General features: G+C 61.2%; 15 protein-coding genes. 5 read left to right on the forward strand and 10 right to left on the reverse strand.

Annotated features, from left to right (window positions below; translation table 11 throughout):
• Window positions 1-321 precede the first annotated feature (321 nt).
• Together HB633_RS09610 and HB633_RS09615 are read left to right on the forward strand one after the other, a co-directional pair.
• The gene (locus tag HB633_RS09610) at window positions 322-1,278 is read left to right on the forward strand and encodes a DMT family transporter (protein WP_213777874.1); all 957 of its coding nucleotides are present in this window, start codon (window positions 322-324) and stop codon (window positions 1,276-1,278) included.
• A gap of 44 nt (window positions 1,279-1,322) precedes the next feature.
• Window positions 1,323-1,532 carry a hypothetical protein gene (locus HB633_RS09615; protein ID WP_213777875.1) on the forward strand — a complete coding sequence of 70 codons (210 nt, stop codon included), beginning with the start codon at window positions 1,323-1,325 and terminating at the stop codon, window positions 1,530-1,532.
• On the opposite strand, the gene HB633_RS09620 is transcribed toward HB633_RS09615, so the two are convergent.
• Genes HB633_RS09620 through HB633_RS09630 form a run of 3 tightly spaced genes read right to left on the reverse strand, consistent with a single transcriptional unit; the run spans window position 1,533 to window position 5,641 of the window.
• Window positions 1,533-2,990 (reverse strand): efflux transporter outer membrane subunit, encoded by a 1,458-nt coding sequence (locus HB633_RS09620; RefSeq protein WP_213777876.1) that lies wholly within the window; start codon window positions 2,988-2,990, stop codon window positions 1,533-1,535.
• Window positions 2,991-3,012: 22 nt separating this feature from the next.
• Window positions 3,013-4,599 carry a DHA2 family efflux MFS transporter permease subunit gene (locus HB633_RS09625; RefSeq protein ID WP_213777877.1) on the reverse strand — a complete coding sequence of 529 codons (1,587 nt, stop codon included), beginning with the start codon at window positions 4,597-4,599 and terminating at the stop codon, window positions 3,013-3,015.
• Window positions 4,592-5,641, reverse strand: coding sequence for an HlyD family secretion protein (locus HB633_RS09630; protein ID WP_255580872.1), 1,050 nt, complete (start codon window positions 5,639-5,641; stop codon window positions 4,592-4,594). Before HB633_RS09630 ends, HB633_RS09625 begins: the two co-directional genes overlap by 8 nt.
• Before the next feature lie 189 nt (window positions 5,642-5,830).
• Here HB633_RS09630 and HB633_RS09635 point away from each other — a divergent pair, with 189 nt between their 5' ends.
• Window positions 5,831-6,634, forward strand: a complete 804-nt coding sequence (locus HB633_RS09635; RefSeq protein WP_213777879.1) for a CerR family C-terminal domain-containing protein — start codon at window positions 5,831-5,833, stop codon at window positions 6,632-6,634.
• An 18-nt stretch (window positions 6,635-6,652) separates the two neighbouring features.
• Here HB633_RS09635 and HB633_RS09640 read toward each other — a convergent pair whose 3' ends face one another.
• Window positions 6,653-7,708 (reverse strand): class I SAM-dependent methyltransferase, encoded by a 1,056-nt coding sequence (locus HB633_RS09640; protein WP_213777880.1) that lies wholly within the window; start codon window positions 7,706-7,708, stop codon window positions 6,653-6,655.
• 177 nt (window positions 7,709-7,885) lie between these two features.
• Here HB633_RS09640 and HB633_RS09645 point away from each other — a divergent pair, with 177 nt between their 5' ends.
• The gene (locus HB633_RS09645; protein ID WP_346730291.1) at window positions 7,886-8,770 is read left to right on the forward strand and encodes a class II aldolase/adducin family protein; all 885 of its coding nucleotides are present in this window, start codon (window positions 7,886-7,888) and stop codon (window positions 8,768-8,770) included.
• Between the two features lie 3 nt (window positions 8,771-8,773).
• On the opposite strand, the gene HB633_RS09650 is transcribed toward HB633_RS09645, so the two are convergent.
• The 4 genes from HB633_RS09650 to HB633_RS09665 form a co-directional block, all read right to left on the reverse strand.
• Window positions 8,774-9,730: a LysR substrate-binding domain-containing protein gene (locus HB633_RS09650; protein ID WP_255580836.1), complete on the reverse strand. Its 957-nt coding sequence runs from the start codon at window positions 9,728-9,730 to the stop codon at window positions 8,774-8,776.
• 70 nt (window positions 9,731-9,800) lie between these two features.
• Window positions 9,801-11,135, reverse strand: coding sequence for an MFS transporter (locus tag HB633_RS09655; RefSeq protein WP_213777882.1), 1,335 nt, complete (start codon window positions 11,133-11,135; stop codon window positions 9,801-9,803).
• 193 nt (window positions 11,136-11,328) lie between these two features.
• Window positions 11,329-12,603: an MFS transporter gene (locus HB633_RS09660; protein ID WP_213777883.1), complete on the reverse strand. Its 1,275-nt coding sequence runs from the start codon at window positions 12,601-12,603 to the stop codon at window positions 11,329-11,331.
• A 23-nt stretch (window positions 12,604-12,626) separates the two neighbouring features.
• Window positions 12,627-13,811 carry a M20 aminoacylase family protein gene (locus HB633_RS09665; RefSeq protein ID WP_213777884.1) on the reverse strand — a complete coding sequence of 395 codons (1,185 nt, stop codon included), beginning with the start codon at window positions 13,809-13,811 and terminating at the stop codon, window positions 12,627-12,629.
• Between the two features lie 97 nt (window positions 13,812-13,908).
• On the opposite strand from HB633_RS09665, the gene HB633_RS09670 reads away from it, so the two are divergent.
• A complete protein-coding gene (locus HB633_RS09670; protein ID WP_255580838.1) occupies window positions 13,909-14,889 on the forward strand; it encodes a LysR family transcriptional regulator in 981 nt (326 codons plus the stop codon).
• On the opposite strand, the gene HB633_RS09675 is transcribed toward HB633_RS09670, so the two are convergent.
• Together HB633_RS09675 and HB633_RS09680 are read right to left on the reverse strand one after the other, a co-directional pair.
• Window positions 14,886-15,293 carry a carboxymuconolactone decarboxylase family protein gene (locus HB633_RS09675; RefSeq protein WP_213777885.1) on the reverse strand — a complete coding sequence of 136 codons (408 nt, stop codon included), beginning with the start codon at window positions 15,291-15,293 and terminating at the stop codon, window positions 14,886-14,888. The genes HB633_RS09670 and HB633_RS09675 overlap by 4 nt on opposite strands.
• Window positions 15,217-15,654, reverse strand: a complete 438-nt coding sequence (locus tag HB633_RS09680) for a MerR family transcriptional regulator (protein WP_213777886.1) — start codon at window positions 15,652-15,654, stop codon at window positions 15,217-15,219. Before HB633_RS09680 ends, HB633_RS09675 begins: the two co-directional genes overlap by 77 nt.
• Window positions 15,655-15,712 lie beyond the last annotated feature (58 nt).

Raw genomic sequence — 15,712 nt, forward strand, 5'->3', positions numbered from 1 at the left:
GGGTTAGCGACATCGGGAAATGTGCGCCTTCAGATTTGGCACGTCCGTGCCGATAACCGGTGATGGTCAGTGAAGCATTCACGCAAAAAAACGAAAACAACTCGAACGACACCGCAAGAAGCGATAGCAATTTTTCTCACATACCGGTGAGAATTGCTCGTTTGAAGCCCTTCAATCCCGCGTCTACGATGGCAGCGTGAATCGCCGATTCGCGGCCGGTCCGTGACATTTCGCCTTGGCGTGAAACTTCATGCGCAAGGGCATCGATATGATGGCTTCGCCTTCCGGCTCAACAGACGCGATGCCCTCGCCAGATACCCGATGAACCCGACCAACATCGTTCAATTGCTTGTTCTCGCCGCCCTCTGGGGCGGATCGTTTCTATTCATTCGGGTAGGTGTGACCGACTTCGGCGTTGCGCCGTTGATGGCGTTGCGCGTGGGTATCGGCGCGCTCTTCCTGCTGGTGCTGCTGTTCTCGCGGCGGCCTGCGCGAGAGGCGGTCAGCACCATGCGCAAGCACGCGGGATCGCTGCTGGTGGTGGGCATCCTCAACTCGGCTGCGCCGTTTTGCCTGTTTGCTTTCGCGGAACTCACGCTGTCGGCCGGGGTGACCTCGGTGATCAATGCAACCACGCCGCTATGGGGGGCGATCGTCGCGTACCTGTGGTTGAAAGACCGCTTGAGCACGCTGCGTGTTGCCGGCCTCGCGATCGGTTTTGCAGGCGTGCTGGCGCTCGTGTGGAACCAGATGGCAACGCCTCAGGAAGCGGGCGTGTCGCCGGCAACGACTGCGCTGGCTGCACTGGCGGCCTTGGGCGCGACACTGCTTTATGGCATTGCGGCGAGTTATACGAAGCGGCGTCTTACGGGCGTCGATTCACTCACGGTTGCGGCCGGAACCATGACGGGCGCGACCATCGTGTTGTTGCCGTTCGCGATTTTCTGGTGGCCCGTCGCGCCGGTTTCGACGGTCGCATGGGGATCGGTGATCGCCCTCGGCGTTGCGTGCACGGGCGTCGCCTACATGCTGTTCTTCCACCTGATCGCAGTGGTCGGCCCGGCGCGTGCGATCACCGTAACCTTCGTGATCCCGGTCTTCGGCATTCTGTGGGGCGCGATGTTTCTGGGCGAGCAGGTATCGGCGGGGATGGTGGGCGCGTGCGTGATCATCCTGATCGGTACGGCGCTGGCTACAGGCGTCGTGAAGAAGCTGCCGTTTGCTCGTGCGGCAAATCCAAAACCCGCGGACGTCATTACATTGCGCGATAAAACCTGATCGTCGCAAGCGCACGGTCCGCGTTATTCGGAGGAGGTGATGTCATGAACCCGATCTGGTATGAGATTCCGGCAGTGGTCGTCGTTCTGGCGTTTGTTGGCATTGTGCTGATACGGGCGTTCACCGCGCCTGTGTCAGCTGACGCGGATCGCGTTGATATGTTGATGCGCCGGCAATTGCCTAATGCATCAACTGACGCGTTCTCCGGCGACCGCGTGCCGCCAGAGAACGTGCGGCGGACACAGGACCGTTGATCAGCCGTCCAGGCGCCAGCCGAGGCCCAGGCTCTTTTGCAGCGACACGAAATCCTTCAGCAATTCGGCCTGCCCCGCGACCACATTTTGCTGGGCGCTGAACTGGGTGCGCTGTGTATCGAGCAAGTCGATAAGACTCGATGCCCCCGCACGATACCGCTGCCGCGTGAGCGTGGCCGACCGGTCCGCCGACGCCTGCACCTTTTGCAGCGTGACCAGATGCTCACGCTGATGCCCGTAACGCGACAATGAGGTATTCGCGTCCTGCAACGCGCCGAGCACCGCCTTCGTGTACTTGGCATCGGCTTCGTCACGCGAAGCTTCCGCGCTATGAACGCTCGACAAGGTGCGTCCGAAGTCCAGAATGTTCCACTGCAGATACGGCACGCCGAGCCAGCTGAAACTGTTCTTGCGCACGAGATGGCCCGGATCGGCGGCGCTGAAGCCAATGTCGCCGAGCAAGGTCACTTTCGGAAAGAAATCAGCTTTCTGCTCGCCGATCTGCGCATTGCTCGACGCCAACCTTCGTTCGGCGGCGCGGATGTCGGGCCGCTGCTGCAGCAGCGAGCCCGGGTCGCCGACTTGAACGGAAGCGGGCAGCGCCGGCATCTCGCGCAATGCCGACAACTCCTGATCCAGCGCGCCCGGCGCGCGGCCCGTCAGCACCGCAAGCTGGTCGAGCGACTCGGTCACTTGCTGATCGAGCGGTGTGAGCGTCGCCCGCGTGTTCTCGACCTGCGTGGTCAGGCGTTCCACATCCACGTCCGCCGCCGTGCCACCCGCCCGGCGTTGCTGCGTCAACGTGAGCATTTGCTGCTCGAGGTCGGCGCTTTGCTGCGCCAATTGCAGGCGATGCTGTTCATCGCGTAAATCGATGTACGCCTGGGCCACTTCGGCGGCGAGTGAAACCTGGGTATCGGCGAGATCGGCATTTACCGCATCCGCTTCCGCCGATGCCGCTTCCACCGCCCGGCGCGTCCCGCCGAACAAGTCGATTTCCCACGATGCATCGAAACCGGCGGTGTAGAGCTGGAGCGGACCACGGCCGGACGATCCCGACGAACCGTCTTGCGACGACGCGAGCGAACTCAGGTCGGGCGAACGCGTGCGCAGCGCGGCGGCATCGAAGGAAGCGGTCGGCATGCCGTTCGCCTTGGAATGCTGCAACTGCGCGCGTGCTTCGCGCAGACGCGCTTGGGCGGCGTGGACGTCGGGGTTGTGGGCGAGGGCGGCATCGATCAACGCGTTCAGTTGCGGATCGTTCAGCGATAGCCACCATTGGCTCGGCGCGCGTGTGGCAGCCATGCCGGTTGCGGGCGTGCGCACGAAGCCGGCCGCGTGCGCGGCGTCGGGCGCGACTTGCGGCGCACCGGCATAGTCGGGACCCACGGTGCATGCGGATAATGCGGCAAGCGCCAGCAGCGTCAAAAAAACAGGAGGCGTAGAGCGAGAGAACATCGTCGATATCATTTTTGTGCCGTCAATGGCCGGCGGAGGACGATACGGGGCTGCTAGGGTTTTTCAGCAACAGCGCGAGCGGTATGCAGGCGAGCAGTGCGAGACCAAGCAGGTAGAAAGTTTCCGAGTACGTGATCACCGTGGCCTGCATATGGATCTGGGCTGCGATCTGGCCGATCGCGCGCATCTTTGCGTACGCCATGTCGCCGGTTTGCGCGAACCAGCTCGCCGCACTCGATGCAACGCGATCCTGTCCGATCACCGAGTTTGCCGTCAGCGATTCGCGGATCATCGCGGTATGGAATGTCGTGCGCCGGTCGATCACCGTACCGATGATCGCCAGCCCCACCGACCCGCCCAGGTTGCGGGCCATGTTGTAGAGGCCTGCGGCATCGCCTGAATCTTCGCGCGAGACCGCTGCCATGGACGCCTGGTTCAGCGGCATCATGGCGAGGATCTGCGCGAAGCCGCGTATCAGTTGCGACCAGAAGAAATCGTGGCCGACGCTTTGCGCGGTGAGGTCGATGTCCAGCATGCAGCTCCACGCGAACATCAGTAGTCCGACGATCACCAGCACGCGAAAGTCGAGCTTGCCGAGAATGCGCGGGAGTATGGGCATGATCAGGAAAGCGGGCACGCCGGATATCAGCATGATCGCGCCCGACTGCTGCGCGTTGTATCCGGACACGATGCCGAGGAATTGCGGCAGCAAATACGACACGCCGTACAGACCCGCGCCGACCGCGAAAACAATGATGATGACGCTCGCATAGCGCGGGTTGCTCATCAGGCTCAGCCGCATGATGGGTTTCTTCGCGGTGAACTGCGAGATTGCGATCAGCAGGAAGCCTGCAAGCGTCACGCAGGTCAGCGCGACGATCAAGCTCGATTCGAACCAGCGTTCCCGCTGGCCTTCTTCGAGCACGACAGTCAACGAACTCAGACCGATGGTGAGCCCGACGATGCCGACCCAGTCGGCCTTGAGGAACGTGCTCCAGTTCGGCCGGTCCGACGGCAGGCCGACGATCAGCAACGTGATCAGCGCAATACACACGGGCAAGTTGATGAAGAAACACCACGACCAGCTGATGTTTTCCGCCAGCCAGCCGCCGAGCACGGGACCAAGCAACGGCCCGAGCAGCACGATCAGGCCGAACATGGTCATGCCGACCGGCATCTGCGAGCGCGGCAGTCTTGTGCGGATGATGGTCTGCGCGGTCGGGATCATCGCGCCGCCGGCGAAACCCTGGCCTATGCGCCCGGCGATCATCATGGGCAGGCTGTGGGACCAGCCGCACATCATCGAAAAGAGGATGAAGAGCGTGGCGTTGGCGAGCAGAAAATTGCGCAGGCCGAAGACGCGGGTGAGCCACGCAGCGAGCGGGATCATCACGATTTCGGACATCAGATAGCCCGTCGAGATCCACGTGCCTTCCGTGCCCGTTGCGCCAATCTCGCCCTGGATCTGCGGCAGCGCCGAGTTCGTGATCGAAATGTCCAGCGTCGCCATTAACGCGCCGAGCGAACCGGCGGCGACTGCAAGCCAGTCCGCTCCGCTCGCACGCTCGGCCTCCGGCGCGGCCGGCGCCGTGCTGCTTGCTTCAGCCATGATCGTTCTCGGCTTCAATGCGCTTGTCGCCTTCGCGCGAGGAACGGGTATCGACATCTGCCGTCACCGACAAACCCGGCAACAGCACGCTGCGCGTCTCAGGACCCGTATTGATGCGAATTCGCACCGGCACGCGCTGGACGATCTTGGTGAAGTTGCCGGTCGCGTTTTCCGGCGGCAGCAGCGCGAACTGCGCGCCCGTGCCCGGCGCGAAGCTGTCCACCACGCCGTGCAGATCGGTGCCGGACAGCGCATCCACATGCAGCGTTACCGGCTGGCCGATACGCATATGGCCCACCTGCGTTTCCTTGAAGTTGGCGACCAGATAGGTGCTTTGAATGGGAACCACGCTCATCATGCGCGTGCCGGGCTGCACGTACTGGCCGACCCGCACCGAGCGATCGCCGACCTTCCCCGGCAAGGCGCTGCGCACGATGGTGTCCTGCATGTCGAGTTGCGCCTGTTTCGCGCTGGCTTGCGCGGCTTCGAGCTGGGCGCGCGCCTGGGCGATTTGCGCCGTTGTGGACGCGATCTGCGTTTCGGCTGATTTGACCGCCGCCGTGTTTGCCGCAAGCGTTGCGTTGGCCTGATCGCGGGTGTTTGTAAGCTGGGCAAGACGTTCGCTGGTCTCAGCGCCGGTCGCGGTGAGCGGCGCGTAACGCTGGACTTCATCGCGTGCATGCTGGGCACTGAAACGCGCGACCTGCTCCTGCGCCTTCGCCTGATCGATATTCGCGTGCTGCTGAAGGATATCGGCTTGCGCCTTCTGGATATCCGCCGTGCGCGCCGCGATGGTCGCCTCGGCCTGATCGAGCGAAGCCTGGTATTGGCGTGTGTCGAGCCGCACGAGCGGGTCACCGGCCTTGACGGTCGCGTTGTCACCCACATACACGTCCGTCACATAACCGCTGACTTTCGGCGCGACGGTGACACTGTCGGCCTGGAGATAAGCGTCGTCGGTGCTTTCGATGAAGCGTCCGACCGTCCACCAGCGCGCTAACCAGATTCCACCGGCCACAATGACCACGAGCCCCAACCCCATCAGGACCAGGCGTCGTCGGGAACGGGGAGCTTGCGCGGCGGAGTCTTGCGGCAGGCGGTCCTGCGGAGGTGATCCTGCTGTCGTTGACATTGTTCTTTTAGATCCAAATTATTCCAATCGGAAGAATTATTCCAGTTGGAAGAATTGTGTCAAGTGATATATTTTGCACCTGGACGTTGGGAGGCTGGAATGAACGACACAAAACGGCTGCGCCGTCCGTCAGAAGGCGGTTACGTACGTGGAGACGAAACACGCCTGCGAATTATTGTGGCGGCGATCGAATCTTTTGGAGAACACGGGTTCGACGGTGCGTCGACACGCGAGATCGCCGCGCGCGCGGGGGTCAACGCGCCGGCGCTGCAGTATTACTTCGAGAACAAGGAGGGCGTGTATCGCGCGTGTGCGGAATACATGGCCGACGAAGCTGCGCTCAACTTCGAGCCTGTCGTAGCGCACGCGAATAGAGTGCTGGAAAACAACGAAGCCATGCCGGCGTTGATCGATGCTTTCATTCGCATTCAGGAAGCCATTGCCGACCGGATGTTTGCAAAAGGCTGCGGGACCACGAATCACCGGCTGTTTTTTGCGCGCGAACAGGTCGGCCACGAGCCGACTATTGCAACGGAGATATTGACGCGTCGCGTGCGTCAGCCATTAAACGATGTCGCCTCGCGGCTCATGGCGCGCATCACCGGCACCACGCCCGACGACCCCGTAACCCTGATCCGGATGATCAGCCTGAACGGTCAACTGCTGATGTTTCACGTCGCGCCCCGCACGACGCTCGGACTGCTTGGCTGGAAGGACATTGACCTGGAGAAGGGCGAATTCCTGAAGGGGATCGTGCGCGAGCAGACGCGTACCCTGCTGGAAAAATGGGCGCGCGAGACGGCGGCGACTGAACGCAAGGGCGCGTTGAAACTCGCCGTCAAGCCGGCCGCGCGAAAGCGTCCGGCCACCGCCGCCGCAAAGAAAACCACCAGGCCGGCTTGACCCGTCCGGCAATCCCGCTCAGCGCCGCGCCTCAATAACAAGATTGAACGGCGTCGCGGTGGCGCGGCGGAATTGCCGGAATCCTCCCGCCGTCACGACTTCCCTGATCCGCCGCTCCCCCGCCTGCGCGCCCAGGCACATGGCGCCCGGCTGCGCCCTCGAGGCCGGCGTGCATATCAAGGTAGAAGCCGAATAAAAGATCCGTCCAACCGGATTCAGATTGCCTTCGAGTTCGTCGTTCGCAAACGGCTCGACGATCATCCACGTCCCGTCATTTCGCAAGGTATCGAATACATGACGCGATGCCGCGAGCGGATCGCCCATGTCGTGCAGGCAGTCGAACATGGTGACGAGATCGTAGTCGTTGCCGGGATAGTCCGTTGAAGAAGCGACCTCGAAGCTCACGTGATTGCCGACACCCGCGCTCTGTGCCGCGTTTCTCGCATATGCAATTGAAGGCTCGTGATAGTCGTAGCCCACGAAGGTGGATTTTGGAAAAGCCTGCGCCATGATGGTGGTCGACGCGCCATGTCCGCAGCCAATGTCCGCGACGCGCGCGCCTTCATCGAGCTTCGCCTTCACGCCATCCAGCGCCGGAATCCAGTCATTCACGAGATAAGCCGCATAGCCTGGACGAAAGAAGCGCTCGGTGCCGTGAAAGAGCGAGGTGTCGTGTTCGTGCCAGCCTACGCCTAGCCCCGTTTTGAACGACTTGACCATCTTCGGGATGATCTTGAACTGCGCGACGGCGATCTGGAATGCGCCGGGAATGAAGGCCGGGCTGCCTTCTTGCGCGAGCGCGAACGACTGTTCTTCGCTCAGGCTGAAGCGGCCGGACGCGGGCTCATAGTTGACATAACCGCTCGCTGCCTGAGCGCTTAGCCACTCGCGCACGTATCGTGCGTCGGTTTCGGTTTCCCGGGCGAGTTCTTCAGGAAGCAAAGGCTTTGCAGCAAGCGCTTTATAAAGTCCGAGCTGATCGCCGACAACAACCGTGGCCGCGTGCATCACAGCGCCGAGGTCATGCACGAAACCGCCCATGAATGCATCGAGTCTTGCTTGATCGACGGCCATGATGCGCTCCTTTAAAAGCACTTCGTTTAATCACGCGTGCAAATCTCATCTTGCGAAAAGTATAGGTCGCTGACAGAGAGCTTGCGGTCTTTATGCTTGCTTGATTGTTACCGGCAAGGCCCGTGACTTTTAATTCGCCAACGATATAAAAAGCTTGTGAGCGCAAGACGCAACCCTGTGACTAATCGTCGATGGACGGTACCTTTCGTGCGCCTGAAAATCGATGCTTCTTTCGCCATTGAAGAGGGTGTCATGGGCCACGCGGATTTCAACGATCGACGCATTCCCAAGCCTATCGGCGGCGCGTTGCCCGAGCCTCCCGTGTTCGCAAGCCTCGAAGATGAACGCCGGCATCGCAAGCTCAAGCTCGCGGCGGCCTTTCGCATTTTCGCGCGCTTCGGGCTGGCCGAAGGCATCGCCGGACACATCACCGTGCGCGATCCCGAGTTCCATGACCGTTTCTGGGTCAATCCGTACGCGCAACATTTTTCATCGGTGCATCCGGATGATCTCGTATGCATCGACGAAGACGCCAACGTCTATCACGGCACGGGCCCGGTGAACGCGGCGGCGGCCGCGATCCATTGCGGCATTCATGGCGCAAATCCCGATGTGATCGCCGCCGCGCACACGCACACCACTTACGGCCGCGCATTTTCCGCGCGCGCACGTTTGCTCGCGCCGCTCAATCAGGAAGCGTGCCTTTTCTACGATGACCACGTGCTGTTTCGCGGCGACATTGTCGTGCTCGCCGCCGATGAAGGCCGCCGCATTGCGGAGACAATGGGCGCGAAGCGCTCCGCCATTTTGCTCAACCACGGCTTGCTGACAGTGGCTTCATCCGTCGATGCCGCCGCGTACCGGTTCATCGCCATGGAGCGTTGTTGCCAGGTGCAACTGCTTGCGGAAGCGGCCGGCACGCTAGAGCCGCTCAACGACGACGAAGCACGCGAGACGAGCAAGCAGCTCGGATCGGATTATGTCGCTTGGCTTGGATTTCAAGGCTTATATCAGCAGCTGCTGCGCGATAACCCCGACCTGCGCGACTATGCGGCAACGTAGTGATCAACCGCTCGCGAACGTCGAAGTCTCTAGTGCCTTGATACGTTCGCGCCGTCCCCAGCCATCACGATATTCATCGATTGCAGCACCAAGCCATTGATCGAAACGCCTGAGCGGCTCCCAGTCGCGCTTCTGCTCCGGGAACGAGTAGTACACGGTTTCGGGGTTGGGGATTGCATGCGGATGAACCTGCACGAGCGCGCCCGTGCGCAATTCGCGATCGATAAGAATGCGCGGCAGCAACGCCACGCCCAGGCCTGAAACCGCGGCGTTGATCGCCATGATGAACATGTCGTAGTGCTGATTCGACGCATCATGTTCGATCACGCGCGTGCCCGCGGTTTCAGACCATGACAGCCATGCACGCGGCAGGTCGCGCGTGTGAATCCAGGGCATTGCGCCAATTTCCGCGCCGCTCAGATTGCCCCGGCCGTTGGTGAGCGAAGGCGCGCAAACCGCGAGGATCTTGTCGTCGTTGACAAGCGGTCGTCCCGGCATGGCCGGCCACAACGCCTGGCCGAAATAGATCGCGGCATCGAAGCTGGAGTCATCGAAGAAAGTCGGTTGGTCGCGACCCATGATATGCAACTGGATATCCGGATTGCGCTCGTAGAAATCGTGCAGACGCGGGATCAACCATTGCGATGCGAAGGTCACGCCCACGGCCAGCTCGACCGGAACCTCGCTTTGCTTGCGCACGACATCGACGGTATCGCGGCGGATCTGGTCGAGGTGCACACGAATGCGCCGCGCGTATTCAGCGCCGGCCGCGGAGAGCACGAGCCGCTGACGCACGCGCTCGAACAGCGTAATGCCGAGATGTGCTTCGAGCTCGTTGACCTTCTTGCAGACGGCGCCGTGCGTCTGCGAAAGCTCGATCGCGGCCTTGGAAAAACTTTCGTGGCGCGCGGCCGCTTCAAACGCTTGCAGCGCACTCAGGCTGGGCACTCCGCGACGCATCGGCAATCCTTTCGCACATGAGGAACAGACAGCAATTGCGCCGATGATAACGCCGCATAAACCATCGCGCTCATTCGCTTGCGAGATTGGCTTCATCGACTTTATAGCGGCCGGCTTCGAGCATGATGACCACAACGGATGCAATCACCATGGCCACGGCAATGCCGATGAACGCCAGCACGAAGGTGCCCGTCGCGTCTTTCACCCAGCCGATGAAATACGGCAGCAGGAATCCCGACGACACGCCGATGCTCGTGATCAGCGCAATGCCGGCTGCGGCGGCGCGATCGGTGAGAATGCGGCTTGGCAACTGCCAGAACGTGGTGATGCTGCAGAAACACGCGGAGGTGCCTATCGCAAGCGCGACGATGGTCTGATAGGGCGACTTCAGCAGCAACGCAACCGACAATGCCGCAGCGCACACGAGCAGCGGCCCGGCCACATGCACCGCGCTGATTTGCTGGCGGCTGACAAGGCGTCCCCAGACCAGCGTCGCGATCACGGCGACGCCGAACGGAATCGCGGTGATCAGGCCGATATCCGTGATGGTGTACTTCACGCCGAACGTCGCCTCGAAGGTCTTCACGACTTGCGGCAGGAAATACAGCAAGCCGATGATTCCCGCATTCGTGCCGAAATACACCACGCCCAACGCCCAGACCTTCGGGTTCTTGAGCGCTTTCCATGCGCTCGACGGAGCGGTTGCCGCCGCCGCTTGTGTTTGTTCGATTGCAAGCGCCGCAGCGATTTCGGCTTTATCGGCGGCGGAAAGCCAGCGCGACTTCGACGGGCCATCGGCGAGCCAGAAATACGCGATAAAACCAAGCACGATTGCGGGCAGACCTTCGAGCAAGATCATCGCGCGCCACCCGGTGATGCCGAACACGCTGGCATGCGCCATGAGCCAGGTCGAAACGGGCGCGCCGAGCACGCCGGTCAGCGGAATGGCGGTGACGAACAGCGACATCATCCATACGCGGTTGCGCGCCGGCATCCAGAGCGTCAGGTAATACACCATGCCGGGAAAGAGGCCTGCTTCGAATGCACCAAGAAAGAAGCGCGCAACAAAAAGCCAGTGTGCATTCGGCACGAAACTCGTCAGCGATGAAAGCAGACCCCAGCTAAGCAGAATACGGGTCATCCAGATGCGCGCGCCGAAGCGATGCATGCACAGGTTGCTCGGCACCTCGAAGAGGATATAACCAAGAAAGAACAGGCTCGCGGCGAGTCCGTATTGCGCGGCCGTCATGTGGAGCTCGGCGTTCATCGTCAAAGCGGCGTAGCCGATGTTCGCGCGGTCCAGCTGATTGGCGATGTACATCAGGATCATCAACGGCGCGAGCCGCCAAGCGATTCGCTTCATCAACTGATCGGAGATTGCAGGTTTGAGCACGCCGGTGTCCATGATGTCCCTTTAAAACACGCGTTAAGCGATGGTTCGTACGGGATTAAGCACCGCGCAAAATGCGCCCGACAATGCACTAAAAATATTGAGGCTGTGAGGAAAAGTCACAGGGAGCGGCCAAGCCGGCTCCGCAACGGAAAAAGGCCGGACGCATGGGGCGTCCGGCCTTTCTTTCAAGTCGTGGCGAAGACGATCAGGTCAGCTCGCGTCCGCCGGTTTCATCGAGTTTGGACACGGCGATCAGCGAAATCACCACGCACACGATCATGTACCACGCCGGCGCCATGGTATTGCCGGTGATCTTGATCAACCACGCGACCACGAGTTGCGCGCTGCCGCCGAATACCGATACCGCCACCGCATACGCGCTCGCGAGATATCCCGCGCGCAGATGCTTGGGAAAGTTCTCCGGCATCAGCGAATAGGCGGGGGCCGAACCCATTGTGTAGAAGAGCATCAGCAACACGATCAGACTCATCACCACGGGCAGCGAAGGGAACTGGTTCATCAGCCAGAAGCACGGGTACAACAGCGCGATCAGCGCAACGCGCCCGACCAGGATCAACGGCTTGCGGCGCTGCATCTTGTCCGATAACGCGCCCCATACCGGGCACAACGCCAACGACGCAATCGCTGCGCTGATCGATACCAGCATCGAAAGCTTGGCCGGCACCTTGAGATACTGGATCATGTACGTGGGGATAAAATACATGAGGACGTAGGTCGCGACCGTCATGCCCATGATCGCGAACACGGTCAGGATCCACTTGCGGACCATTCCCGGTTCGAACGCGGACGCGCGGGTCTTTGCCGGCTTTGGCGGTTCTTCCACGATGTGGCGACGCAGATAAACGCCCACGGGCATGATCAGCGTGCCGATCAGGAACGGCACGCGCCAACCCCAGTCGAGCAGTTGCTCGGGACTCAGCTGATACGTGAGCAAGGCTGCGATACCGGAGCCCATCAGCGCCGCGGCGCCCTGGCTTGCAAGCTGCCAGCTCGCGCGGAAACCACGTCCCTTGGCCGATCCCGTTTCAAGCAGCGTGGCCGTGGCTGCGCCGAACTCGCCGCCTTGCGCGAAGCCTTGCAACAAACGCGCGAAGATGATCAGCGCGGGCGCAGCCAGGCCGATGCTCGCGTAAGTCGGCGCAAGACCGATGATCGCCGAACCGACCGCCATCAGGAAAATGGTCAGCGTGAGGGCGGCGCGGCGGCCGCGTTTATCGGCGTAATGTCCGAGCACGAAACCGCCAACCGGACGCGCCACGAAACCGATCGCGAATGCGGACAGCGCAAGCAATGTCGACACCACCGGATCGTGCGCCGGGAAAAACAGCTTGGCGATCGTCAGCGCGAAAAAGCTGTAGACGGTGAAATCGAAAAACTCGAGCAGGTTGCCGATGATCGCCGCAATCACGATCTTGCTTTGCGATACAGCTTTGACAGGTTGAATTGTGGTGGTCGCCATGGGGAACCCGTAGATGGTTTTTCTTATCGCGAGAGGAAGCGCTCGACCAGACGCGTCCAGTACGCAGCGCCGACGGTCAGGTTGTCATCGTTGAAATCGTAAGAGGCGTTGTGAAGCATCGGCGCGCCTTCGCCATTGCCCAGACGCAGGAAACACCCCGGCTTTTGCTGCAGGTAATACGCAAAGTCCTCGCTGCCGGCGATGGGGCCGAAGTTATCGACCACACGCTCTTCGCCAACCAGTTCGCGCGCCACTTCAAGCGCCAGTTGCGTCTCCGCTTCGCTATTGATCACGACCGGATAACCCGGCACGTAGTCGACATCGATCTTCGCGCCGTAGCCGCTTGCGTGGGCATCGGCGAGTGCGCGGATGCGGGTTTCCAACTGCTTGCGCACCGTGGCATCGAACGAACGAACGCTGATCTGCAGGCGCGCCGATTCCGGAATCACGTTTGCCGCGTGACCCGCGTTGAACGCGCCAACGGTGACAACGGCCGTTTGCATCGGGTCGATACTGCGCGCGACCACCGTCTGCAAGGCCATGACCAGAGCCGAGCCGATCACGACCGGATCGATCGACAATTGCGGCCGCGCCGCATGACCGCCGCGGCCATGCACGGTGATGTTGACCGTATCCGATGCCGCCATGAACGGCCCGCTGCGGAACATGAACGTGCCGGTCGGATAACCGGGATGATTGTGCAGCCCGAAGATCGCTTCACACGGAAAACGCTCGAACAGACCATCTTCGATCATGCGTTTCGCGCCGCTGTCCGCGCCGATTTCCTCGGCCGGCTGGAACACGAGATGCACGGTGCCGTTGAAGGCGCGCGTGCGGGCCAGATGGCGCGCGGCGCCCAGAACCATCGTGGTATGTCCGTCGTGACCGCACGCGTGCATCAGGCCGGCGTTGCTGCTTGCGTACGGCAAGCCGGTTTCCTCGGCGATAGGCAACGCGTCCATGTCGGCGCGCACGGCGACTGCGCGCGTCCCGGTGCCGGCCGTAAGCGATGCCACCATGCCCGTTCCACCCAGGCCGCGCGTGAGCTTGTAGCCCCACGTTTCGAGCTTTTGCGCCACGAAGTCCGAGGTCTGGAATTCCTTGTACGCGAGTTCCGGATTCTGGTGCAGGTGATGGCGGATGACGCTGAGTTCATCGCGCAGATCGCTCGTGTCTTCGAGTAAGCAAAAACCCTTGGTATTTTCCATGGTCTGTGGCGCCTGTATTGGGGAAACGGAATGGGGCAGTATTCCGCTGCAAAATCCACCAATCAATGACGTTCCTTGACCGATAATGTTGACTCAGATGTCAACATTAGACGCCATGACAATCGATATTTCCTCCGCGCGTGAGCCGGTGTTGAGCGCGCGAAGCCTGCGGTATCTGCATGAGGTCGAAGCGCACGGCGGCGTGCGCGCGGCGGCCGATGCGCTCGGCATCAATCCTTCGGTGATCAGCCGGCAAGTCGGGCAACTGGAGCGGGAATACGAGGTTGTTCTGCTCGAGCGAAGCGGGCGGCGCGCGGTGCTCACCGAGATTGGCATGAGTCTGGTCGAGCATTTTCGTGAGAGCACACGCCGCGACGCCGACATGCTCGCACAACTTGAAGACTTCAAAAGTCTGCGGCGCGGGAGGCTGGGCATTGGCGTGGGCGAGGGATTTATCGAGAACTTGCTGGCTACCGTTCTGGAGCGGTTCAGCTTGCAGTTTCCTGACATCGTGGTGGAATTTCGCAGCGGCGCCACTTCCGAAATCATTTCGATGGTGCGCAACGACGACGTGGATCTCGGCCTGTGCGCGGGCGGCGGCAGCGATCCAGCGATTCGCGCGCGGATCTTTCGCGCGGCGCCGTTTTGCGCGCTCGTCAGTCCGCGTCATGCGCTTGCCGGCGAACGCAGGATTCGCTTCGAACAGCTGCGCGAAGAGCGGCTGATCTTCATGCCTGAACGGTTCGGCGTGCAGCAGTATCTGGAAGCCATCATCCGCGCCGAGCGGCTGACGGTGACGCCCTCGTACAGATGCGATCTGTTTTCCGCGGCTCAGGCAATTGCGGCAGCGGGGTTGGGCGTGGCGTTCATGTCCACCGACGCAGCGCGTCAATATCTCGACGCAGGACGCCTCGTTGCGCTCGAAATCGAGCATCCGATAGCGCGCGAATTCAGCAGCCAGGTGATACGCCGGGTGGGACGGCGTTTATCGCCCGCTGCTGAATTCTTATGGCGGCAACTCGTGGAAGCGATGCAGCGCAGATGGCCCGCATCGGGTCGAGGAACCGGCGCCGCTTAAGCCAGGTCGTGTGCCTGGAAAACTTCCTTCGCGGCAAACAGGCCGTTGAGCGCCGCTGGAAAGCCCGCATAAACCGCCATCTGCATGATGATCTCGACGATCTCATCGCGCGTGATGCCGACGTTCAATCCGGCCGCGATATGCACTTTCAGTTGAGGCGTTGCGTTGCCCATCGCGGTGAGCGCCGCGATGGTCGCAATCTCGCGCGCACGTGTGTCGAGACCGGGCCGTGAATAGATATCGCCGAAAGGAAACTCGAGCAGATATTGGGCGAAGTCCGGAGCGATATCCGCAAGCGAACTGATGACCTTTTCGCCCGCCGAACCGTCAATCTCCGACAACACTCGCTTGCCTCGTTCCAGACGGCTTTCCTGATTTGCTGCGTGTGCGTTCGTGCTTTGCATGTCCATTCCCATTTGGAGTGTTGGCATAACCTGCGATCTTGGTATCGAGAACCACGAGGCAGGCCTGAAGTTCAGCCACTCGAATGCGGACGTTGTCGCGATGCGCTGCCAGCAGCGCGCAGCGTTCTTGCCCGGTTGCCGCGCCTTGCGCTCGAAGTTGCGCGTAGCGGAGCATTTCCTGAATCGTCATGCCGGTCGTCTTGAGGCGGCCGAGGAATTCGATCCATGTCAGCACGGACGCGTCGTAGACGCGTTGGCCCATGCTGTCCCGAGGGGCGAACGGCAGCAATCCGATTCGTTCGTAATAGCGGATCGTGTGCGCTGTGAGGCCCGTGTGTTTCGCGATATCACCGATTTTCATGGCTGTGTTCCGGTACGACTTCAGGCATGGTGGGACTTCGAGTGCACTCTAAGTCAAG

This window comes from Caballeronia sp. dw_276 (genome assembly GCF_018449635.1).
Taxonomy (GTDB): Bacteria; Pseudomonadota; Gammaproteobacteria; order Burkholderiales; family Burkholderiaceae; genus Caballeronia.

Bases quoted from the DNA above. Each gene is read 5' to 3' on its own strand.
- HB633_RS09610 (WP_213777874.1), top strand. From the start codon at position 322: ATGAACCCGACCAACATCGTTCAATTGCTTGTTCTCGCCGCCCTCTGG.
- HB633_RS09615 (WP_213777875.1), top strand. From the start codon at position 1,323: ATGAACCCGATCTGGTATGAGATTCCGGCAGTGGTCGTCGTTCTGGCG.
- HB633_RS09620 (WP_213777876.1), bottom strand. From the start codon at position 2,990: ATGTTCTCTCGCTCTACGCCTCCTGTTTTTTTGACGCTGCTGGCGCTT.
- HB633_RS09625 (WP_213777877.1), bottom strand. From the start codon at position 4,599: ATGGCTGAAGCAAGCAGCACGGCGCCGGCCGCGCCGGAGGCCGAGCGT.
- HB633_RS09630 (WP_255580872.1), bottom strand. From the start codon at position 5,641: ATGGGGTTGGGGCTCGTGGTCATTGTGGCCGGTGGAATCTGGTTAGCG.
- HB633_RS09635 (WP_213777879.1), top strand. From the start codon at position 5,831: ATGAACGACACAAAACGGCTGCGCCGTCCGTCAGAAGGCGGTTACGTA.
- HB633_RS09640 (WP_213777880.1), bottom strand. From the start codon at position 7,708: ATGGCCGTCGATCAAGCAAGACTCGATGCATTCATGGGCGGTTTCGTG.
- HB633_RS09650 (WP_255580836.1), bottom strand. From the start codon at position 9,730: ATGCGTCGCGGAGTGCCCAGCCTGAGTGCGCTGCAAGCGTTTGAAGCG.
- HB633_RS09655 (WP_213777882.1), bottom strand. From the start codon at position 11,135: ATGGACACCGGCGTGCTCAAACCTGCAATCTCCGATCAGTTGATGAAG.
- HB633_RS09660 (WP_213777883.1), bottom strand. From the start codon at position 12,603: ATGGCGACCACCACAATTCAACCTGTCAAAGCTGTATCGCAAAGCAAG.
- HB633_RS09665 (WP_213777884.1), bottom strand. From the start codon at position 13,811: ATGGAAAATACCAAGGGTTTTTGCTTACTCGAAGACACGAGCGATCTG.
- HB633_RS09670 (WP_255580838.1), top strand. From the start codon at position 13,909: ATGTCAACATTAGACGCCATGACAATCGATATTTCCTCCGCGCGTGAG.
- HB633_RS09675 (WP_213777885.1), bottom strand. From the start codon at position 15,293: ATGCAAAGCACGAACGCACACGCAGCAAATCAGGAAAGCCGTCTGGAA.
- HB633_RS09680 (WP_213777886.1), bottom strand. From the start codon at position 15,654: ATGAAAATCGGTGATATCGCGAAACACACGGGCCTCACAGCGCACACG.